This is a genomic window from Streptomyces sp. NPDC048479 (assembly GCF_040651435.1).
Classification (GTDB): Bacteria; Actinomycetota; Actinomycetes; order Streptomycetales; family Streptomycetaceae; genus Streptomyces.
Window position 1 is genome coordinate 37539 of the sequence record NZ_JBEZKA010000009.1, and the last position, 16299, is coordinate 53837.

14 protein-coding genes and 1 tRNA gene are annotated in these 16299 nt (G+C 69.1%); 11 read left to right on the plus strand and 4 right to left on the minus strand.

The window, feature by feature from the left end; translation table 11 throughout:
- Positions 1-186: 186 nt before the first annotated feature.
- Positions 187-1737: a potassium/proton antiporter gene (locus AB0D12_RS16200; RefSeq protein ID WP_362682219.1), complete on the minus strand. Its 1551-nt coding sequence runs from the start codon at positions 1735-1737 to the stop codon at positions 187-189.
- Between the two features lie 191 nt (positions 1738-1928).
- Here AB0D12_RS16200 and AB0D12_RS16205 point away from each other — a divergent pair, with 191 nt between their 5' ends.
- Positions 1929-4664, plus strand: a complete 2736-nt coding sequence (locus tag AB0D12_RS16205) for a penicillin acylase family protein (RefSeq protein ID WP_362682222.1) — start codon at positions 1929-1931, stop codon at positions 4662-4664.
- On the opposite strand, the gene AB0D12_RS16210 is transcribed toward AB0D12_RS16205, so the two are convergent.
- Positions 4654-5247, minus strand: coding sequence for a 5-formyltetrahydrofolate cyclo-ligase (locus tag AB0D12_RS16210; RefSeq protein ID WP_362682225.1), 594 nt, complete (start codon positions 5245-5247; stop codon positions 4654-4656). The genes AB0D12_RS16205 and AB0D12_RS16210 overlap by 11 nt on opposite strands.
- A gap of 94 nt (positions 5248-5341) precedes the next feature.
- Between AB0D12_RS16210 and galU the strand changes: the two genes are divergently transcribed.
- The 9 genes from galU to AB0D12_RS16255 all read left to right on the plus strand — a co-directional run bounded on the left by galU (position 5342) and on the right by AB0D12_RS16255 (position 13734).
- Positions 5342-6244 carry a UTP--glucose-1-phosphate uridylyltransferase GalU gene (galU, locus tag AB0D12_RS16215; protein WP_362682228.1) on the plus strand — a complete coding sequence of 301 codons (903 nt, stop codon included), beginning with the start codon at positions 5342-5344 and terminating at the stop codon, positions 6242-6244.
- Between the two features lie 4 nt (positions 6245-6248).
- Positions 6249-7550: a gephyrin-like molybdotransferase Glp gene (gene glp, locus AB0D12_RS16220; protein ID WP_362682231.1), complete on the plus strand. Its 1302-nt coding sequence runs from the start codon at positions 6249-6251 to the stop codon at positions 7548-7550.
- 70 nt (positions 7551-7620) lie between these two features.
- Positions 7621-8100: a cyclic pyranopterin monophosphate synthase MoaC gene (gene moaC / locus AB0D12_RS16225; protein WP_362682234.1), complete on the plus strand. Its 480-nt coding sequence runs from the start codon at positions 7621-7623 to the stop codon at positions 8098-8100.
- 65 nt (positions 8101-8165) lie between these two features.
- Entirely contained in the window at positions 8166-8771 is a 606-nt protein-coding gene (locus tag AB0D12_RS16230; protein WP_362682742.1) for a MogA/MoaB family molybdenum cofactor biosynthesis protein, read from the plus strand.
- A gap of 17 nt (positions 8772-8788) precedes the next feature.
- The gene (locus AB0D12_RS16235; RefSeq protein WP_362682237.1) at positions 8789-9400 is read left to right on the plus strand and encodes a GNAT family protein; all 612 of its coding nucleotides are present in this window, start codon (positions 8789-8791) and stop codon (positions 9398-9400) included.
- Positions 9401-9536: 136 nt separating this feature from the next.
- Positions 9537-10652: a gephyrin-like molybdotransferase receptor GlpR gene (gene glpR, locus AB0D12_RS16240; RefSeq protein ID WP_362682240.1), complete on the plus strand. Its 1116-nt coding sequence runs from the start codon at positions 9537-9539 to the stop codon at positions 10650-10652.
- A 100-nt stretch (positions 10653-10752) separates the two neighbouring features.
- Positions 10753-10826: transfer RNA gene (locus AB0D12_RS16245), tRNA-Ala, on the plus strand.
- Positions 10827-11030: 204 nt separating this feature from the next.
- Positions 11031-11213: a hypothetical protein gene (locus tag AB0D12_RS16250; protein ID WP_362682243.1), complete on the plus strand. Its 183-nt coding sequence runs from the start codon at positions 11031-11033 to the stop codon at positions 11211-11213.
- Between the two features lie 175 nt (positions 11214-11388).
- Entirely contained in the window at positions 11389-13734 is a 2346-nt protein-coding gene (locus AB0D12_RS16255) for an MMPL family transporter (protein WP_362682246.1), read from the plus strand.
- A 62-nt stretch (positions 13735-13796) separates the two neighbouring features.
- On the opposite strand, the gene AB0D12_RS16260 is transcribed toward AB0D12_RS16255, so the two are convergent.
- Together AB0D12_RS16260 and AB0D12_RS16265 are read right to left on the minus strand one after the other, a co-directional pair.
- Entirely contained in the window at positions 13797-14750 is a 954-nt protein-coding gene (locus AB0D12_RS16260) for a peptidase (RefSeq protein WP_362682249.1), read from the minus strand.
- A gap of 110 nt (positions 14751-14860) precedes the next feature.
- Entirely contained in the window at positions 14861-15346 is a 486-nt protein-coding gene (locus AB0D12_RS16265) for a GNAT family N-acetyltransferase (protein ID WP_362682252.1), read from the minus strand.
- Between the two features lie 61 nt (positions 15347-15407).
- Between AB0D12_RS16265 and AB0D12_RS16270 the strand changes: the two genes are divergently transcribed.
- Positions 15408-16205 (plus strand): exodeoxyribonuclease III, encoded by a 798-nt coding sequence (locus AB0D12_RS16270; RefSeq protein WP_362682255.1) that lies wholly within the window; start codon positions 15408-15410, stop codon positions 16203-16205.
- The last annotated feature ends 94 nt before the right edge of the window (positions 16206-16299 follow it).

Genomic DNA, 16299 nt, shown 5'->3' on the forward strand with positions numbered 1-16299 from the left:
CCGAGAGCTGTCCTCTTGCGCTGAACTGCGGTAGATACCGGGGCCCACTGCGAGGGCTCCGCGGCCGCCATACGGTCGCGCCAGCTCTGCGTCAGGCAGAGTTGGTCGATCAGTGTGCCTTGATGCTACAGGGAATCTTCGATTCGTACCTGGGAAATAGCTCACACATTCCAAGATCGCCTGTGATTAACCGGATCTTCCCGTGGATCTTCCTCCGGTGGTTCCGCCCGTTCCCAGCCAGCCGGCCAGCTTTCCGCCCTGTCCGACCGCCCGCAGTCGCCGCTCCGCGGCGTCCCGCACCGGATCCGTCGCCACCACCAGCAGCTCGTCACCCCGCCGCAGCACGGTGGACGGCAGCGGTACGAAGCTCTTCCCGTCGCGTACGACCAGGGTGACCGCGGCGCCCGCGGGCAGCCGCAGCTCCGCGACCTCCACGCCGTGCATCCTCGATCCCTTCGGGATCGCCACCGACAGCAGGTGCCCGCGCAGCCGCTCCAGCGGCGCCGACTCGATGCCCAGATCGGCGGCGTCGGACGTGCCGCCGAGCCGCAGTGCCTTCGCCAGCCAGGGCAGCGTCGGTCCCTGGACCAGGGTGTAGACGACGACCAGGACGAAGACGATGTTGAAGACCCGGTCGCTCCCGTCGATGGAGGTGACCAGCGGGATGGTGGCGAGAATGATGGGGACGGCGCCGCGCAGTCCCGCCCACGACAACAGCACCTGCTCCTGCCACGGAATACGGAAGGGCAGCAGGCTGACGAAGACCTCCAGCGGCCGCGCCACCATGGTCAGCACCAGACCCACCACGACCGCGGGCCAGAAGTCGTCGAGCAGCTCGTGCGGCGTCACCAGCAGACCGAGCAGCACGAACATGCCGATCTGCGCGATCCAGCCGAGGCCCTCCGCGAATCCGCGGTTCGCCGGCGCGTGCGGCAGCTTGGAGTTCCCGAGCACCATCGAGGCGAGATAGACGGCGAGGAAGCCACTGCCGTGCGCCATGGCGCCGGCCGCGTACGCCACCACCGCGATCGCCATTACCGCGATCGGGTACAGACCCGAGGCGGGCAGCGCCACATGCCGCAGCCCGAACGCGCCCAGCCAGCCCGTCGCGAGGCCGATGCTCGCGCCGATCGCCAGCTCCAGCGCGATCTTCCCGACCAGTACGTACCAGTCGTCGACCGGACCTGGCGTCGAGAAGGCCACCACCAGGATCACCACAGGGGCGTCGTTGAAGCCCGACTCGGCCTCCAGCACACCGGTCACCCGGGACGGCAGCGGCACCTTGCGCAGTACGGAGAAGACCGCCGCGGCGTCCGTCGAGGACACGACCGCGCCGATGATGAGCGCCTGCCGCCACTCGAGCCCGACCAGATAGTGCGCTCCGGCCGCCGTGATGCCCACACTCACCGCGACGCCGACGGTCGACAGCACGACCGCCGCGGGCAACGCGGGTTTGATCTCCTTCCACTTGGTGGCCAGGCCGCCCTCGGCCAGGATCACCACAAGTGCGGCATAGCCGATCACCTGCGTCAGTCCGGCGTCGTCGAACCTGACGTCGAAGATGCCGTCCTGCCCGATCGCGATCCCGATCCCGAGATACAGCAGCAGGCTGGGGAGCCCACTGCGGGACGAGATGCGTACCGCCGCGACGGCGATGAGCAGAACGAGCGAGCAGATGAGCAGGAGTTCGTTGAGCTGGTGGACAGTCAGTGGCCGATCCTTCCCTAGCGCCTTCACGCCGGATCGCTCATCCAGCCGGCGACACTTCGTTACCTTACCTAATCTTTAACGTTTCCTTGACGGGTCGATCATCCGTGCGAGCGGGGGTCCGGCTGTCGCCTTACGGATACCGCGTCCGGGCCGGTGGAGCGCTGCGCCTATGGTTGCTCCCAGCACTCCAGGACCAGCCTGCGCCTCGAAGGACAGCGATGCCCGCCAACACAACCGCCTCTTCCCCCAAGAAGAAGAAGGGGCGACGCGCCCGCCTGCTCGTGATCGTCCTGGTGCTGGCGCTTGTCGCGGGTGTCGGATATGGGACGTACTGGAGCATCAGTACCGTGCGCGCCTCGTTCCCGCAGACCACCGGAACGGTCAAACTCGACGGCCTCTCCGGCCCGGTCGAGGTCAGACGCGACAATTACGGCATCCCGCAGATCTACGCGGACAGCGACCAAGACCTGTTCCGCGCCCAGGGCTTCGTCCAGGCGCAGGACCGCTTCTGGGAGATGGACGTCCGCCGCCATATGACGGCCGGCCGGCTCTCCGAGATGTTCGGCTCGGGACAGGTGGAGACGGACGCCTTCCTGCGCACTCTCGGCTGGCGCCAGGTGGCGCAGAAGGAGTACGACACCCTCCTCACGCCCGCGACCAAGAAGTCCCTCCAGGCGTACGCGGACGGCGTCAACGCCTACCTCAAGGGCCGCGAGGGCAAGGACCTTTCGGTCGAGTACGCCGCCCTCGCCTTCAGCAATGACTACAAGCCCGAGCAGTGGACGCCCGTCGACTCGGTGGCCTGGCTCAAGGCGATGGCCTGGGACCTGCGCGGCAATATGCAGGAGGAGATCGACCGCTCACTGCTGACGAGCAGGCTGAGTGAGAAGCAGATCAAGGACCTGTATCCGGCCTATCCGTACGACCGGAACAAGCCGATTGTCGACAGGGGCGGTATAGACCCCGCGACCGGGAAGTTCGACCCGGCGGCCAAGCCGTATGACGGGTCCAACGGCGGCAGCGGCGGCGGGAACAGCGCGGCGGGCGCAGCCGAGGGCCTCAACTCCCAGCTCTCCGCGCTCTCCAAGACCCTCGACACGATCCCCGCCCTGCTGGGCCCCAGCGGCAGCGGCATCGGCTCCAACTCCTGGGTCGTCTCCGGCAGGTACACGACGACCGACAAGCCGATGCTTGCCAACGACCCGCATCTCGCGCCGTCGCTGCCCTCCCTCTGGTACCAGATGGGCCTGCACTGCCGGACCGTCTCGGCCACCTGCCAGTACGACACCGCCGGCTACACCTTCTCCGGCCTGCCCGGCGTCATCATCGGTCACAACCAGAACATCGCCTGGGGCTTCACCAATCTCGGTGCCGACGTCACCGACCTCTACCTCGAGAAGCTCACCGGCGACCGCTACCAGGTGGGCAACGAGGAGAAGGCGCTGACGACCCGCAAGGAGGTCATCAAGGTCGCGGGCGGCTCCGCCAAGACGATCACGGTGCGCTCCACCGGTCACGGCCCGCTGGTCTCCGACCGCAGCAGCGAGCTGGAGAAGGTCGGCCAGAAGGCCCCCGTCCCCAATGCAGCCCCTGACCGTGGCGCCGGATACGCGGTCGCGCTCCAGTGGACCGCGCTGCAGCCCGGCAAATCCATGGACGCGGTCTTCGAGCTCAACCGCGCCAAGGACTTCAACTCCTTCCGCGCGGCCGCCAAGAACTTCGAGGTCCCTTCGCAGAACCTCGTCTACGCCGACGTCAAGGGCCATATCGGCTACCAGGCTCCCGGCAAGATCCCGGTCCGCGCCGAGGGCGACGGCACGAAGCCCGTTCCCGGCTGGGACCCCCGGTACAAGTGGAAGCGCTACATCCCCTTCGATGAGCTGCCGTACGAGTACGACCCCGAGCGCGGCTACATCGTCACCGCCAACCAGTCGGTGATCGATGCGAAGAAGTACCCGTACCTGCTGACCAAGGACTACGCCTACGGCGCCCGCAGCCAGCGGATCAACGACCTCATCGAGTCGAAGATCCAGGGCGGCGGGAAGATCTCCACCGAAGACATGCGCACCATGCAGATGGACAACAGCAGCGAGATCGCCAAGCTGCTGACGCCGTATCTGCTCAAGATCGACGTCTCGGACAGCTACGTCCGCGAGGCGCAGAAGCTGCTGGAGGGCTGGGACTACACCCAGGAGCCGGACTCCGGTGCCGCCGCGTACTTCAACGGGGTCTGGCGCAATGTCCTCAAGCTCGCCTTCGGCAACAAGCTGCCCAAGGAGCTGCGGGTCGAGGGCGAGTGCCTCAACGTCCGCCCGGCCGACAGCTCCGCCCCGGACGACCAGCTCAGCGAGCGGGTGCGGGAGTGCGGCCAGCGCGACGCGGAGTCGGCGCAGCCGGACGGCGGCGACCGCTGGTTCGAGGTCGTGCGCAGGATCCTCAAGGACGAGAACAACCAGTGGTGGCATTCCCCGGCCAGCCGTACGGACGCGGCCACCACCACGCGGGACCAGCTGCTCGCCAGGGCCATGGAGGACGCCCGCTGGGAGCTGACGGCCGAGCTCGGCAAGGACGCCTCCAGCTGGAGCTGGGGCAGGCTGCACCAGCTGACGCTGAAGAACCAGACCCTCGGTACCGAGGGTCCCGGCTTCCTGCAGTTCGTCCTCAACCGCGGCCCGTGGAACCTGGGCGGCGGCGAGGCGGCGGTCAACGCCACCGGCTGGAATGCGGCGGGCGGCTATGGCGTCATCTGGGTGCCGGCGATGCGGATGGTTGTCAACGTCGGCGACTGGGACAAGTCACGCTGGATCAATCTGACCGGTGCGTCGGGGCACGCGTACAGCGCGCACTACACCGACCAGACGGACAAGTGGGCCAACGGTGAGCTGCTCGACTGGGCCTACGGCGAAGCGGCCGTGAAGGCGAAGACCGTCGACACCCTCAAGCTCACTCCGTAAAGCGACTGACGGCCGTGGGTGTCACCACCGCGTGCACGGGGTGGTCGTGCGGTTCCTCCGGGACCCGCGCGAGCACCTCGTTCGCGTACAGCAGAACCACCAGCGCGGGGTCGGCGCCGGCGGCTGCGAGACGGGAGAGGACTCGGTCGTACGAACCGCCTCCGCGGCCGAGTCGCATACCGCGCGCGTCCACCGCGAGCCCCGGAAGGAGCACGGCATCCGCTTCGAGTACGGCGTCCACGCCCAGCCGCTCGCCGTCCGGCTCCAGCAGCCCGCGGCCCGCGCGCACCAGATGCTCCGGGCCCCTGTAAGCGCCCCAGTCCAGGTCGTTGTCCGCCTTCAGGACCGGCAGCAGGACGCGTACGCCCCGCTCGCGCAGCGCGTCGAGCAGCGCGCGCGTGCCGGGCTCGCGCCCCACCGAGACATATGCGGCGACCGTGCCCGCTTCGGTCAATTCCGGGAGACTCAGGGCCTGTCGCGCGAGAACCGTGGCGGCCTTCTGGACGTCCTCAGTGGACAGAAGGCCCCGGGCGTCGAGGAGTTCACGTCGTACCGCACTCTTTCTGGACAAGTCGCCGCTCATGTCACCTTCACAAACCTCGCGTATGCGCCTCTATGAGCACGAAGTTAACCGGAGGCTCATCTTCAGCCCATACTTACCGGATAGTGTGCATCGCATGACTCAGTCGCACCCCAGGATCAGCAAGGCTGTTATCCCTGCCGCAGGCCTCGGAACCAGGTTCCTGCCTGCCACGAAAGCCACTCCCAAAGAGATGCTGCCTGTCGTCGACAAGCCTGCTATCCAGTACGTCGTCGAGGAGGCGGTCGCGGCCGGCCTCTCCGACGTACTCATGATCACAGGCCGCAACAAGCGCCCGCTCGAGGACCACTTCGACCGAAACTACGAGCTGGAGAGCGCGCTCACCCGCAAGGGCGACGCCGAACGTCTGGCGAAGGTGCAGGAGTCGAGCGACCTCGCCACCATGCACTATGTACGCCAAGGCGACCCGCGCGGCCTCGGCCACGCCGTGCTGTGCGCCGCCCCGCACGTCGGTGACCAGCCCTTTGCGGTCCTCCTCGGCGACGACCTGATCGACCCGCGCGACCCGCTGCTCGCCCGCATGGTCGACATCCAGGAGCGGGAGGGTGGCAGTGTCATCGCGCTGATGGAGGTCGACCCCGCCCAGATCCATCAGTACGGCTGCGCGGCCGTCGAGGCCACCGGCGAGTCCGACGTGGTCAGGGTGACCAAGTTGGTCGAGAAGCCCGAGCCGTCCGAGGCGCCGAGCAACCTCGCCATCATCGGCCGCTATGTCCTGGACCCCGCGGTCTTCGAGATACTTCGGCAGACCGAGCCGGGCCGCGGAAACGAGATCCAGCTCACCGACGCCCTCGAGAAGCTCGCCGAGGACGAGAAGCTGGGCGGGCCGGTGCACGGCGTCGTCTTCAAGGGCCGCCGCTATGACACCGGCGATCGTGGCGACTATTTGCGGGCGATTGTCAGACTCGCGTGCGAACGTGAAGACCTGGGCCCGGAGTTCCGGACCTGGCTTCGCAGTTATGTGACCGAGGAGATGTAGCGCTGTGAGCAGCACGATCTGGTCGGTGGACGACCATCTGGAGGACATCCTCAGCGCGATCCGTCCGCTGGACCCGATCGAGCTGCAACTGCCCGACGCGCAGGGCTGCGTCCTCGTCGAGGACGTCACGGTGCCGGTCGCCCTGCCGCCCTTCGACAACAGCTCCATGGACGGGTACGCGGTCCGTACGGCCGACGTCTCGGGCGCCAGCGAGGAGTTTCCGGCGGTCCTCACGGTCATCGGCGATGTGGCGGCCGGCGGCGGCGGTCTGACCACGGTCGGCCCCGGCCAGGCCGCGCGCATCATGACCGGCGCCCCGCTGCCGCCCGGCGCGGAGGCGGTTGTCCCGGTCGAGTGGACCGACGGCGGTACGGGCGGCGGAGCGGCCACCACGATGCGCCCGGCCGGCGAGGCCCCCGAGGGTGCGAGCGGCGAGGTCCGCGTCCACCGCCCGGCCGAGGCAGGGGCCCATGTGCGCCGGCGCGGCAGCGACGTCCAGGCGGGCGATCTGGCGCTGGAGGAAGGCACGGTCCTCGGCCCGCCGCAGATCGGACTGCTCGCCGCGATCGGCCGCGGCACCGTGCGCGTACGGCCCCGTCCGCGTGTCGTCGTGCTCTCCACCGGCAGCGAACTGATCCAGCCCGGCGAGAAGTTGGGCGAGGGCCAGATCTACGACTCCAACAGCTTCGCGCTGTCCGCCGCCGCGCGTGACGCGGGCGCCCTCTCCTACCGGGTGGGCGCGGTCACGGACGACGCGGAGACCCTGCGCGCCACCATCGAGGACCAGCTGATCCGCGCCGATCTGCTGGTCACGACGGGCGGCGTCAGTGTCGGCGCGTACGACGTGGTCAAGGAGGCCCTCTCGTCCGTGGGCGACCAGGACGTGCCGGGCAGCGGGATCGATTTCCGCAAGCTCGCCATGCAGCCCGGCAAGCCGCAGGGCTTCGGCTCGATCGGCCCTGAGCACACCCCGCTGCTGGCGCTGCCGGGCAATCCGGTCTCGTCGTACGTCTCCTTCGAACTGTTCGTACGTCCCGCGATCCGTGCCCTGATGGGCCTGAAGGACGTCCACCGGCCCAAAGCCCGTGCCGTGCTCAAGGCCGACAAGGCCCTGTCGTCACCCTCCGGCAGGCGGCAGTTCCTGCGGGGTACGTACGACCCCGAATCGGGCACCGTCTCCCCGGTCGGCGGATCCGGCTCCCATCTGATCGCGGCGCTCGCCCATGCCGACTGCCTGATCGTCGTCCCGGAGGCCGACACCTCGGTCGAGCCCGACGCGGAGGTGGAAGTGGTCCTCCTCGGGTGACCTGCGTGCGGTGGCGGTACCGTGTCTGCCCACACAGGCCCTGAGGGCCCGGACCGGGAGCGCCGCACCAATGAGCACGCACGACAGGCTGACGCACATCGACGAGGCGGGGGCGGCCCGCATGGTCGACGTCTCCGGAAAGGACGTCACCTCACGTACCGCCCGCGCCAGCGGCCGGGTCCTGGTATCACCGCGGGTCGTGGAACTGCTGCGCGGTGAGGGCGTCCCCAAGGGCGACGCACTCGCCACGGCCCGTATCGCGGGCATCATGGGCGCCAAGCGCACGCCCGATCTGATCCCGCTCTGTCACCCGCTCGCAGTCTCCGGCGTGAAACTCGATCTGCGGGTCGCGGACGACGCCGTGGAGATCACCGCGACGGTGAAGACGACGGACCGCACGGGCGTCGAGATGGAGGCCCTGACGGCGGTCTCGGTCGCCGCGCTCACCGTCGTCGACATGATCAAGGCCGTGGACAAGGCGGCGGTCATCAGCGACATCCGGGTCGAGGAGAAGACGGGCGGCAAGTCCGGCGACTGGATCCGGTCATGAGCCCGGCACCGCGGGCCGGAGAGGTGTACGGCCACAGCCACGGGCCCGGCTCCGAAGCCGCCGACATCGCAGCCGCCGACCTCGACGCGGCCGGCACCCGGGCGACCGCCCCCGAGGCGACCGGCGGCGAGGCGACCGAGCCGGTCGCGCCGTACCGGGCCCTTGTCGTGACGGCGTCGAACCGTGCCTCCGCCGGGGTCTACGCCGACAAGGGCGGCCCGATCCTCGCCGAGGGCCTGTCCGCGCTCGGCTTCCAGGTCGAAGGCCCGCGGGTCGTGCCGGACGGCGACCCCGTCGAGCAGGCCCTGCGGGACGGCGTCGCCGCCGCGTACGACGTCATCCTCACCACCGGCGGCACCGGCATCTCGCCCACCGACCGGACGCCCGACGTCACCGCCCGCGTCCTCGACCACGAGATCCCCGGCATCCCCGAGGCGATCCGCGCGTACGGTTGCGAGAGGGTGCCTACCGCAGCGCTGTCCCGCGGCCTCGCCGGTGTCGCCGGCCGGACCCTGATCGTCAACCTCCCCGGCTCCACCGGCGGAGTACGCGACGGACTCGTGGTACTGGAGAAGCTCCTGATCCACGCCGTCGAACAGATCCGCGGTGGAGACCACCCCAGACCCATCCCCCGGACTCCGTCCGGGGGGACCCCCGGGAGCCCAAGCTGAACACCCCGTTCTGGCCGGTGATCCTGGCGGACGGCGATATCGCCCTTCGTCCGATAAAGCTGCGCGACCAGCGGGCCTGGCGCGAGGTCAACCGGCGCAACCGCGACTGGCTGCGGCCCTGGGAGGCGACGATTCCGCCGTCGGCCCCCGGCAGCCCGGTCGCCCAGCGCCCCACCTACCGCCAGATGGTCCGCCATCTGCGCGCCGAGGCCAACGCCGGGCGGATGCTGCCCTTCGTCATCGAGTACCGGGGACAGCTCGTCGGTCAGCTGACGGTCGCCGGGATCACCTGGGGCTCGATGTGTTCGGGGCATGTCGGCTACTGGGTCGACCGGGCGGTGGCGGGCCGCGGCGTCATGCCGACGGCCGTCGCCCTCGCCGTAGACCACTGCTTCCGTACGGTCGGACTGCATCGCATCGAAGTCTGCATTCGCCCGGAGAACGGCCCCAGCCGCCGGGTCGTGGAGAAACTCGGATTCCGCGAAGAGGGACTGCGGCCCCGATATCTCCACATCGACGGTGCCTGGAGGGACCACCTGGTCTTCGCGCTCACGGCCGAAGAGGTACCGGAGGGACTGCTCCGCCGCTGGCACCAGGCACGACCCGGAACGTCACGGGAAATAAAATAAATGTTCGAAATTGATCGCCGTCAGCCATGAACTGATCTGAACAATCACAAAAAAAGTCCGTGATATCAGCCAGATCGTGCGACACACCGGGCCAATTGGCGGATGCCCTCATGCGAACCCCTCTACGGTGTGAAGTGTGAGCAGCAGTGGCCTCATCTACGCAGTCATTGTCGGGGCCTGGGCCGCCTACTTGGTGCCGATGTGGCTCCGCAGGCAGGACGAGCTCAATGAAGCCCGTCCGACGGAACGCTTCTCCACCGCCATCCGGCTGCTGTCCGGACGCGGGGCGATGGAGCGCCGGTACGCCAAGGAGCTGCGAGAGCGCGCGGCCGAGGAGGCGGGGGCCGACGTGGACCCGGACGCGGCCACGGACCGTTTGAGTTCCGTGGACGTCCGGGCCTTCGCCACGCCCCCGGCCCGTACCGAAGCCCGGCTCGACGTCCCTGCCCGCCCGGTGCCCGCGCAGGCGGAACCGCCCCAGGCCCCGGCACAGTCCCGGCCGTCGGCCCGGCCCGGCGCCCGGCGTCCGCGTCCGAACGGCGCCGCCGCCGAGCGCGCCCGCCGTACCAAGGTCCTGGCCCGCCGCAGACGCGCCATCGTGGTCCTCTTCTTCGCCTTCACCCTCGGCGCGATCGTGGCCGCGGTCGGCGGGCTCGGCCTCCTGTGGGCCCCGGCCCTCCCCGCGGTGCTCCTCAGCGTGTACATCGTGCATCTGCGCGGTAAGGAGCGGCGGCGCTTCGCGTTCACCATGGACCGGCGCCGGGCGGAGGCTGCGGCGCAGAGGCTGCGCGAGAACCATCCGCGCCGGCACCAGGCCGCGGCGGGGTCCACGGTCGAGCCGGACGAGGAGCAGGAGACGCGCCCCGAGCCCGAACCCCCCGTCACGCTCTCCCCGCAGGAGGCAGGACGCCGCGCGCTGGTCGAGCAGACGGACCACGCGGAGTGGGTCGACCAGCAGCGCGAACGCGGCCCGGCGCGCGGTGACAGCTGGGACCCGGTCCCGGTCCCGCTGCCGACGTACGTCACCGCTCCGGTCGCTCCGCGCGCAACGAGCAGTGTGGACTTCAGCGACCCGGAGACCTGGAGCTCGGCGCGCTCCTCGACCGCGGAGCCGACCCAGGAAGCGGAGCCGCCGGCCGATGCGCCTCCGCGCCAGCGGACGTCCCCGGCCCGCCGAACCCGGGACCGCGGCCGTACGCCGCTCTTCGACCAGTACGCGGAAGAGGACCGGCCGCGCGCCGCCAACGAGTGAGAGCGGAAGCGTCCCGGCTCCGCCGGCCTGCTTCCGTGACCAGCGAGGGAACGGATTTCCAAGCACCCCAATGGGGGTGCTAAGGTTTCACTCGTTGCAAGGGCCTGTGGCGCAGTCTGGTAGCGCACCTCGTTCGCATCGAGGGGGTCTGGGGTTCAAATCCCCACAGGTCCACAAAACAACAACGCTGTTCACGAGATCCCGGTCAGACGGTCACCGTCTGACCGGGATCTCGTCGTTCGCGCCTCTGCTTGTCGAAAGTCACCGGATTCGCGCGGTGTTCGACGCAAGAGACCGAGGAAATAGCCACACCACGTTGGACGATGTCCTGGCCCGCTGTCGCGGCACGCGCAACCCGATCGAGCGGATCCTCGCCAAATGGTGGTGCTGTACTTCCACGACACCGGACAGATCAAGGACATTGACGTCCGGCTCGACGGCAACGGCGGCCAGGACGGTTGGCGCGCGCTGATGCGCGAGCCCAATCCGAAGCAGGTGGCGGCCGTACCCGGCTGGGTGCCCAGAAGTCCCGGCGCACTCGGCTCCACGCATCCGAAGTGAGCTGACTCCGACCAACGCTCAAGGGGCGCCTTCCACACGGAAGTGCGCATGCCGCGCGGGCGGATCGGGCTTTTAATGCTGAATGTCCGCTGTGTCTTTCTCTGGACCGATGTCGGAGAGAGCACCTCCAGACCTCGGAAGCCATCCGTGCGCCGGTTCCCGTCGGGAGAAAGGCATGTCGTTGGCTCAGCCCCCGCACGACTCCCCGGCCGCATCCTCCGCCTCTGCCCCTGCCCCCGCCCCCGCGGTCCGCAAAGGCCTGCTGCGGCGGCTCGGTGAATGGTGCGCCCGCCGCTGTGCGGTCGTCATCCTTGCCTGGCTCGTCGCCCTCGCGGGCCTGCAGGTTCTGCAGCACGCGTACGGCGGCGAATACTCCGACAACTTCTCGCTGCCCGGCGTCCAGTCGACGGAGGGGCGGGAGGTGCTCAAGGAACACGATCCCGCTGCCGGCGGTTACGCGGCCCAGATCGTCCTGAGCGACACGGCCAAACCGCTCACCGGCTTCGCCTCGCAGATGTCCACGGTGATCGCCAACCTCCAGAAGCTGCCGCATGTGCTGTCCGCGCAGAACCCGTTGCCTCCGCCGGGCTCGACGCCGCCCCCGCAACAGCCGTCCGGACAGAACATCGGCCCCCTGTCCACGGACGGCGCAACCGCGTACATCACCGTCCGCTTCGATGTGCAGCCGTCCACTCTGGAGAAGTCGTATCTCGACGGCGTGGACACGGCCGTCCAGCCGCTGCGCTCCGCCGGGGTGGATGTGGAGTACGGCGGCCCGCTGGGTGAGCTGGCCAGGCCGGCGGCCAACGACCGGATCAGTGAGCTGATCGGCTTCGGCGTGGCGATCCTCGTTCTGCTGATCGGTTTCGGGAGTGTGCTCGCCGCCGGTGTGCCACTGCTGACGGCGCTGATCAGCGTGATCTGCGGGCTTGCCTGCCTCGGGCTGCTCGCCGCCGCGTTCACTTTCGCCACCGTCTCACCCACGCTCGCCACCATGATCGGCCTCGGCGTGGGCATCGACTACGCGCTGTTCCTGATCACCAGGCACCGGCAGAACCTCATGAACGGCGCCGATCCGGTGGTCGCCGCGGGCAAGGCGGTGGCCACCAGCGGCCGGGCGGTGCTCGTCTCGGGATGCACGGTCATCATCGCTCTGATGGGACTGTCGGTCTCCGGGGTCAGCTTTATCTCCAAACTCGGGGTGGCGGCCGCCGTCACCGTGATCACGGCGGTCGCCGGCGCGCTCACCCTGGTGCCCGCGCTGCTGGGGCTGATCGGCCGGCGGATCGACAAGTACCGGGTGCGCAAGCCGGTCGCGGAGACGGACGCCGTGCCGGGCGTCGAGCCGGGCGCCGGGGAGCACGGCAGCTGGCGCCGGTACGCGCAGCGCGTCGAGCGACGGCCGTGGTGGTTCCTGACCGGCGGGGTGGTCGTCATTGCCGTGCTCGCCATCCCGCTGTTCTCCATCCAGCTCGGCCACATCGGGGACGGCGCCGACCCGAAGTCCTTCACGGACCGGCGGGCGTTCGACCTGATGTCCGACGCCTTCGGCCCCGGGTCCAACGGGCCGATTACCCTTGTCATCGACCAGAGCTCGGTGCCGGCCGCCGACCGCGCGGCGCTCGCGACACAGGCTCAGAAGGCGCTCGCCCATGTGTCCGGGGCCGCCGTGATCACCCCGCTGAAGCCCACTCAGGACGGAGACGTACTGGTCGGCACCGCCTATTCGCAGCAGGCGCCGCAGGACGAGGTCACCACAGAGCTGGTCAACCGGCTGGACGACGACGTCCTGCCCGAGGCCGTCAACGGCACCTCCGCACAGGGCTATGTCACCGGGACGACCGCGGCCCAGGTCGACTTCCTGGACATCGTCTCCAGCCGACTGCCCCTGATCATTGCCGTGGTGGTCGCCCTCGCCTTCCTCATCATCCTGATCGTCTTCCGCGGGCTGCTGGTCGCGGTCAAGGCGGCCGTGCTCAACGTCCTGTCCATCGCCGCCTCGTACGGAGTTGTGGTGGCTGTCTTCCAGTGGGGCTGGGGCGGCCCGGCGCTGGGTGTGTCGGGCAAGGTGCCCATCGAGAGCTATGTGCCGATGATGATGTTCGCGATCGTCTTCGGGCTGAGCATGGACTACGAGATCTTCCTGCTCTCCCGCGTGCACGAGGCCTGGCTGCGTACCGGCGACCCGAAGGCGAGCGTCGCGCACGCGCTGGAGATCACCGCACGCGTCATCACCTGCGCCGCGCTCATCATGGTGAGCGTCTTCGCCGCCTTCGTGGTCAGCGACAACATCGTGGTCAAGATGCTGGGCCTGGGCCTGGCCGTGAGCGTGCTCATCGACGCGACCGTGGTGCGGCTGCTGCTGGTGCCGGCGGTGATGACGCTGATGGGGCGGGCGGCCTGGTGGACGCCGCGGTGGCTGGACCGGATCCTGCCGCATGTGGACACCGAGGGCGAGGACGAGGACGAGATGGCGGGTGCGGCCGGTGACGGCGTGCCTGCGGGCAGCGGGCGGCGCTGACCCGGCCCGAACGCGCGCGGGACCGGCGGGGGCTGAGCGGCCCCGGCCGGCACCCGAAGGGATCAGGAGGTCTGGGCCTTGTCGTAGACGGCCTTGGCCTCATTGCCGAAGTACGGGCCGAACATCCGGTTCGGCAGGAAGGTGTAGCCGAAGCTGTTCACCGATGCCTGCAGTCCGGTGCCGGTGGCCTCGCTGAACGAGGTGAACCAGGGGCCGCCGCTGGAGCCGCCCGTCATATTGCAGCCCAGGCTGTGGTCCTTTGAGAACAGGAAGTCCTTCGAACTGTTGCCGCTGCAGTAGATCAGCTTTGTGCCGTCGTACGGGGCGGCCGCGGGGAAGCCGAAGGCGTACATGGGCTTGTTGTAGCCGCCGTTGAAGCTCAGGCCCTGCGCACCGACCGTATCGGCGAGTTTGTTGCCGTTCAGCGGGGCGACGACGGCCAGGCCGACGTCGTAGTTGATGTCCTCGCTCGCCACCCACTGGTCCGTCGAGAACGTCTTGGTGGCGGACCACTGACCGTACGGCGCCTGGCCGTTGTTGTACGCGGGCACGAAGACCCAGTTGGTGTGCCAACTGCCCTGGTACTTCACGCAGTGGCCCGCTGTGATCACTGTGCTGCCGTTCTGGCTGGTGACCGAGTCGCCGGAGCAGGATGCCGTACGGCCCTGGAAGGTGAAGAACACCCGGCCGGACGTCTTGACCACGGCGCCGCCGCCCGTCCACGCGCCGCCGGCCTGCGGGAAGGCGGTGGGGGATACGGCAGTCGGCGGGACGACCGTCTCCTTGCTACCGGACCGCGGGGCTCTGACCGAGCCGGGGACGGCCTGGATCAGATCGAGCGGAGTGGCGTTGCGCATCCGCTCCGCGGTCCAGAAGCCCTGTGTCTGCTGCTGTTTGAAGACAGTGGGTGTGGGGGACGGAGCGGGGGCTGCGCCTGCTGTGGTGGCGGACAGCGCTCCGGTGAGCAGGGTGCCGACGGTCAACAGGATCCCGGCGGCGGTGCGATGGCGTCTCACGCATGTCTCCTTCTGCCGTGCCCGCGCATGGAGTCGCGCGGGCAGGGTGGGGGATGAGGCGGTGCGGATCGGCGTGCGTGAGGCAGAGTGCCACGGGAATCGCGCTTATGTCAGGGGCGCGACAAAGGCTTGGCGAAGCAGCGGCTCTCGTCGTGATGGCGGTAGTGGCCGAATTTGGCGCACGGCAGATAGCCGGACGAGGTGTAAAGGGCGATCGCCTCGGGCTGCTTGGTGCCGGTCTCCAGAACCATCCGGGTACGGCCGGCGGCGCGGGCGTCGTCCTCCAGCGCGGCGAGGATCCGGCGGGCGAAGCCCAGACCACGCGCCTCGCGGATCACATACATGCGCTTGAGCTCCGCGTCTCCGTCGCTGTAGCCCTCGCCGCCTGCTTCCTGCGAGCGCCAGCCGCCGCTGGCGACGGGACGGTCGTGATCGTCGTACGCGAGAAGATAGAGGCCGCGCGGCGGCAGGAACATCGTGGCGTCGAGCGGTGTGACATCGCCCTCGCTCTGGTACCTCTCGGCGTATTCGAGCTGCACCTGGTCATTGAGTTTGACGGCATCGGGGTGGTCGAAGGGCACGTGGCGGAAAATCATGCGGACGATCGTACATGTATGCAATGCGGGCTGTCGGTGTGGTGCTCGGTAGGGTGCCGGGATGCTCACCGTGACAACCGTGAATGTGAATGGTCTCCGCGCCGCGGCCAAGAAGGGCTTTGTGGAGTGGCTGGCCGGTACCGCCGCCGACGCCATCTGCCTCCAGGAGGTACGGGCCGAGGCGCACCAGCTCCCCGACGAGGTCCGCGAGCCGGAGGGCTGGCACACGGTGCATGCCCCGGCCGCCGCGAAGGGCCGCGCGGGCGTGTCGCTCTACACGCGGCGTGAGCCGGACCAGGTGCGGATCGGGTTCGGGTCGAGCGAGTTCGATGCGAGCGGTCGGTATGTCGAGGCGGATCTGCCCGGCGTCACGGTCGCCAGCCTCTATCTGCCGTCGGGCGAGGTGGGGACGGAGCGGCAGGACGAGAAGACGCGGTTCATGGCGGAGTTCCTGCCGTACCTCACCGAGCTGAAGGCGCGGGCGGCGGCTGACGGACGCGAGGTTGTGGTCTGCGGCGACTGGAACATCGCGCACCAGGAGGCCGACCTCAAGAACTGGAAGGGCAACAAGAAGAACTCCGGTTTCCTGCCCGAGGAACGGGAGTGGATGACCCGTGTCTTTGACGAGGCGGAGTACGTCGACGTGGTGCGCGCGCTGCATCCGGACGAGGAGGGTCCGTACTCCTGGTGGTCGTACCGGGGGCGGGCTTTCGACAATGACACGGGCTGGCGGATCGACTACCAAGTGGCGACGCCGGGTCTGGCGAAGCGCGCGGTGAAGGCGTGGGTCGAGCGGGCGGCGACGCACGGGGAGCGGTGGAGCGACCATGCGCCGGTGACGGCGGTCTACGAGCTCTAGCGGTGCACGAGCGGTAGCGGTCTGCGGACTGTGGCGGCGCGCGAGCGGTAGCGGTCCATGGGCTGTGGCGGTGCACGAGCGGTAGCGGTCCATG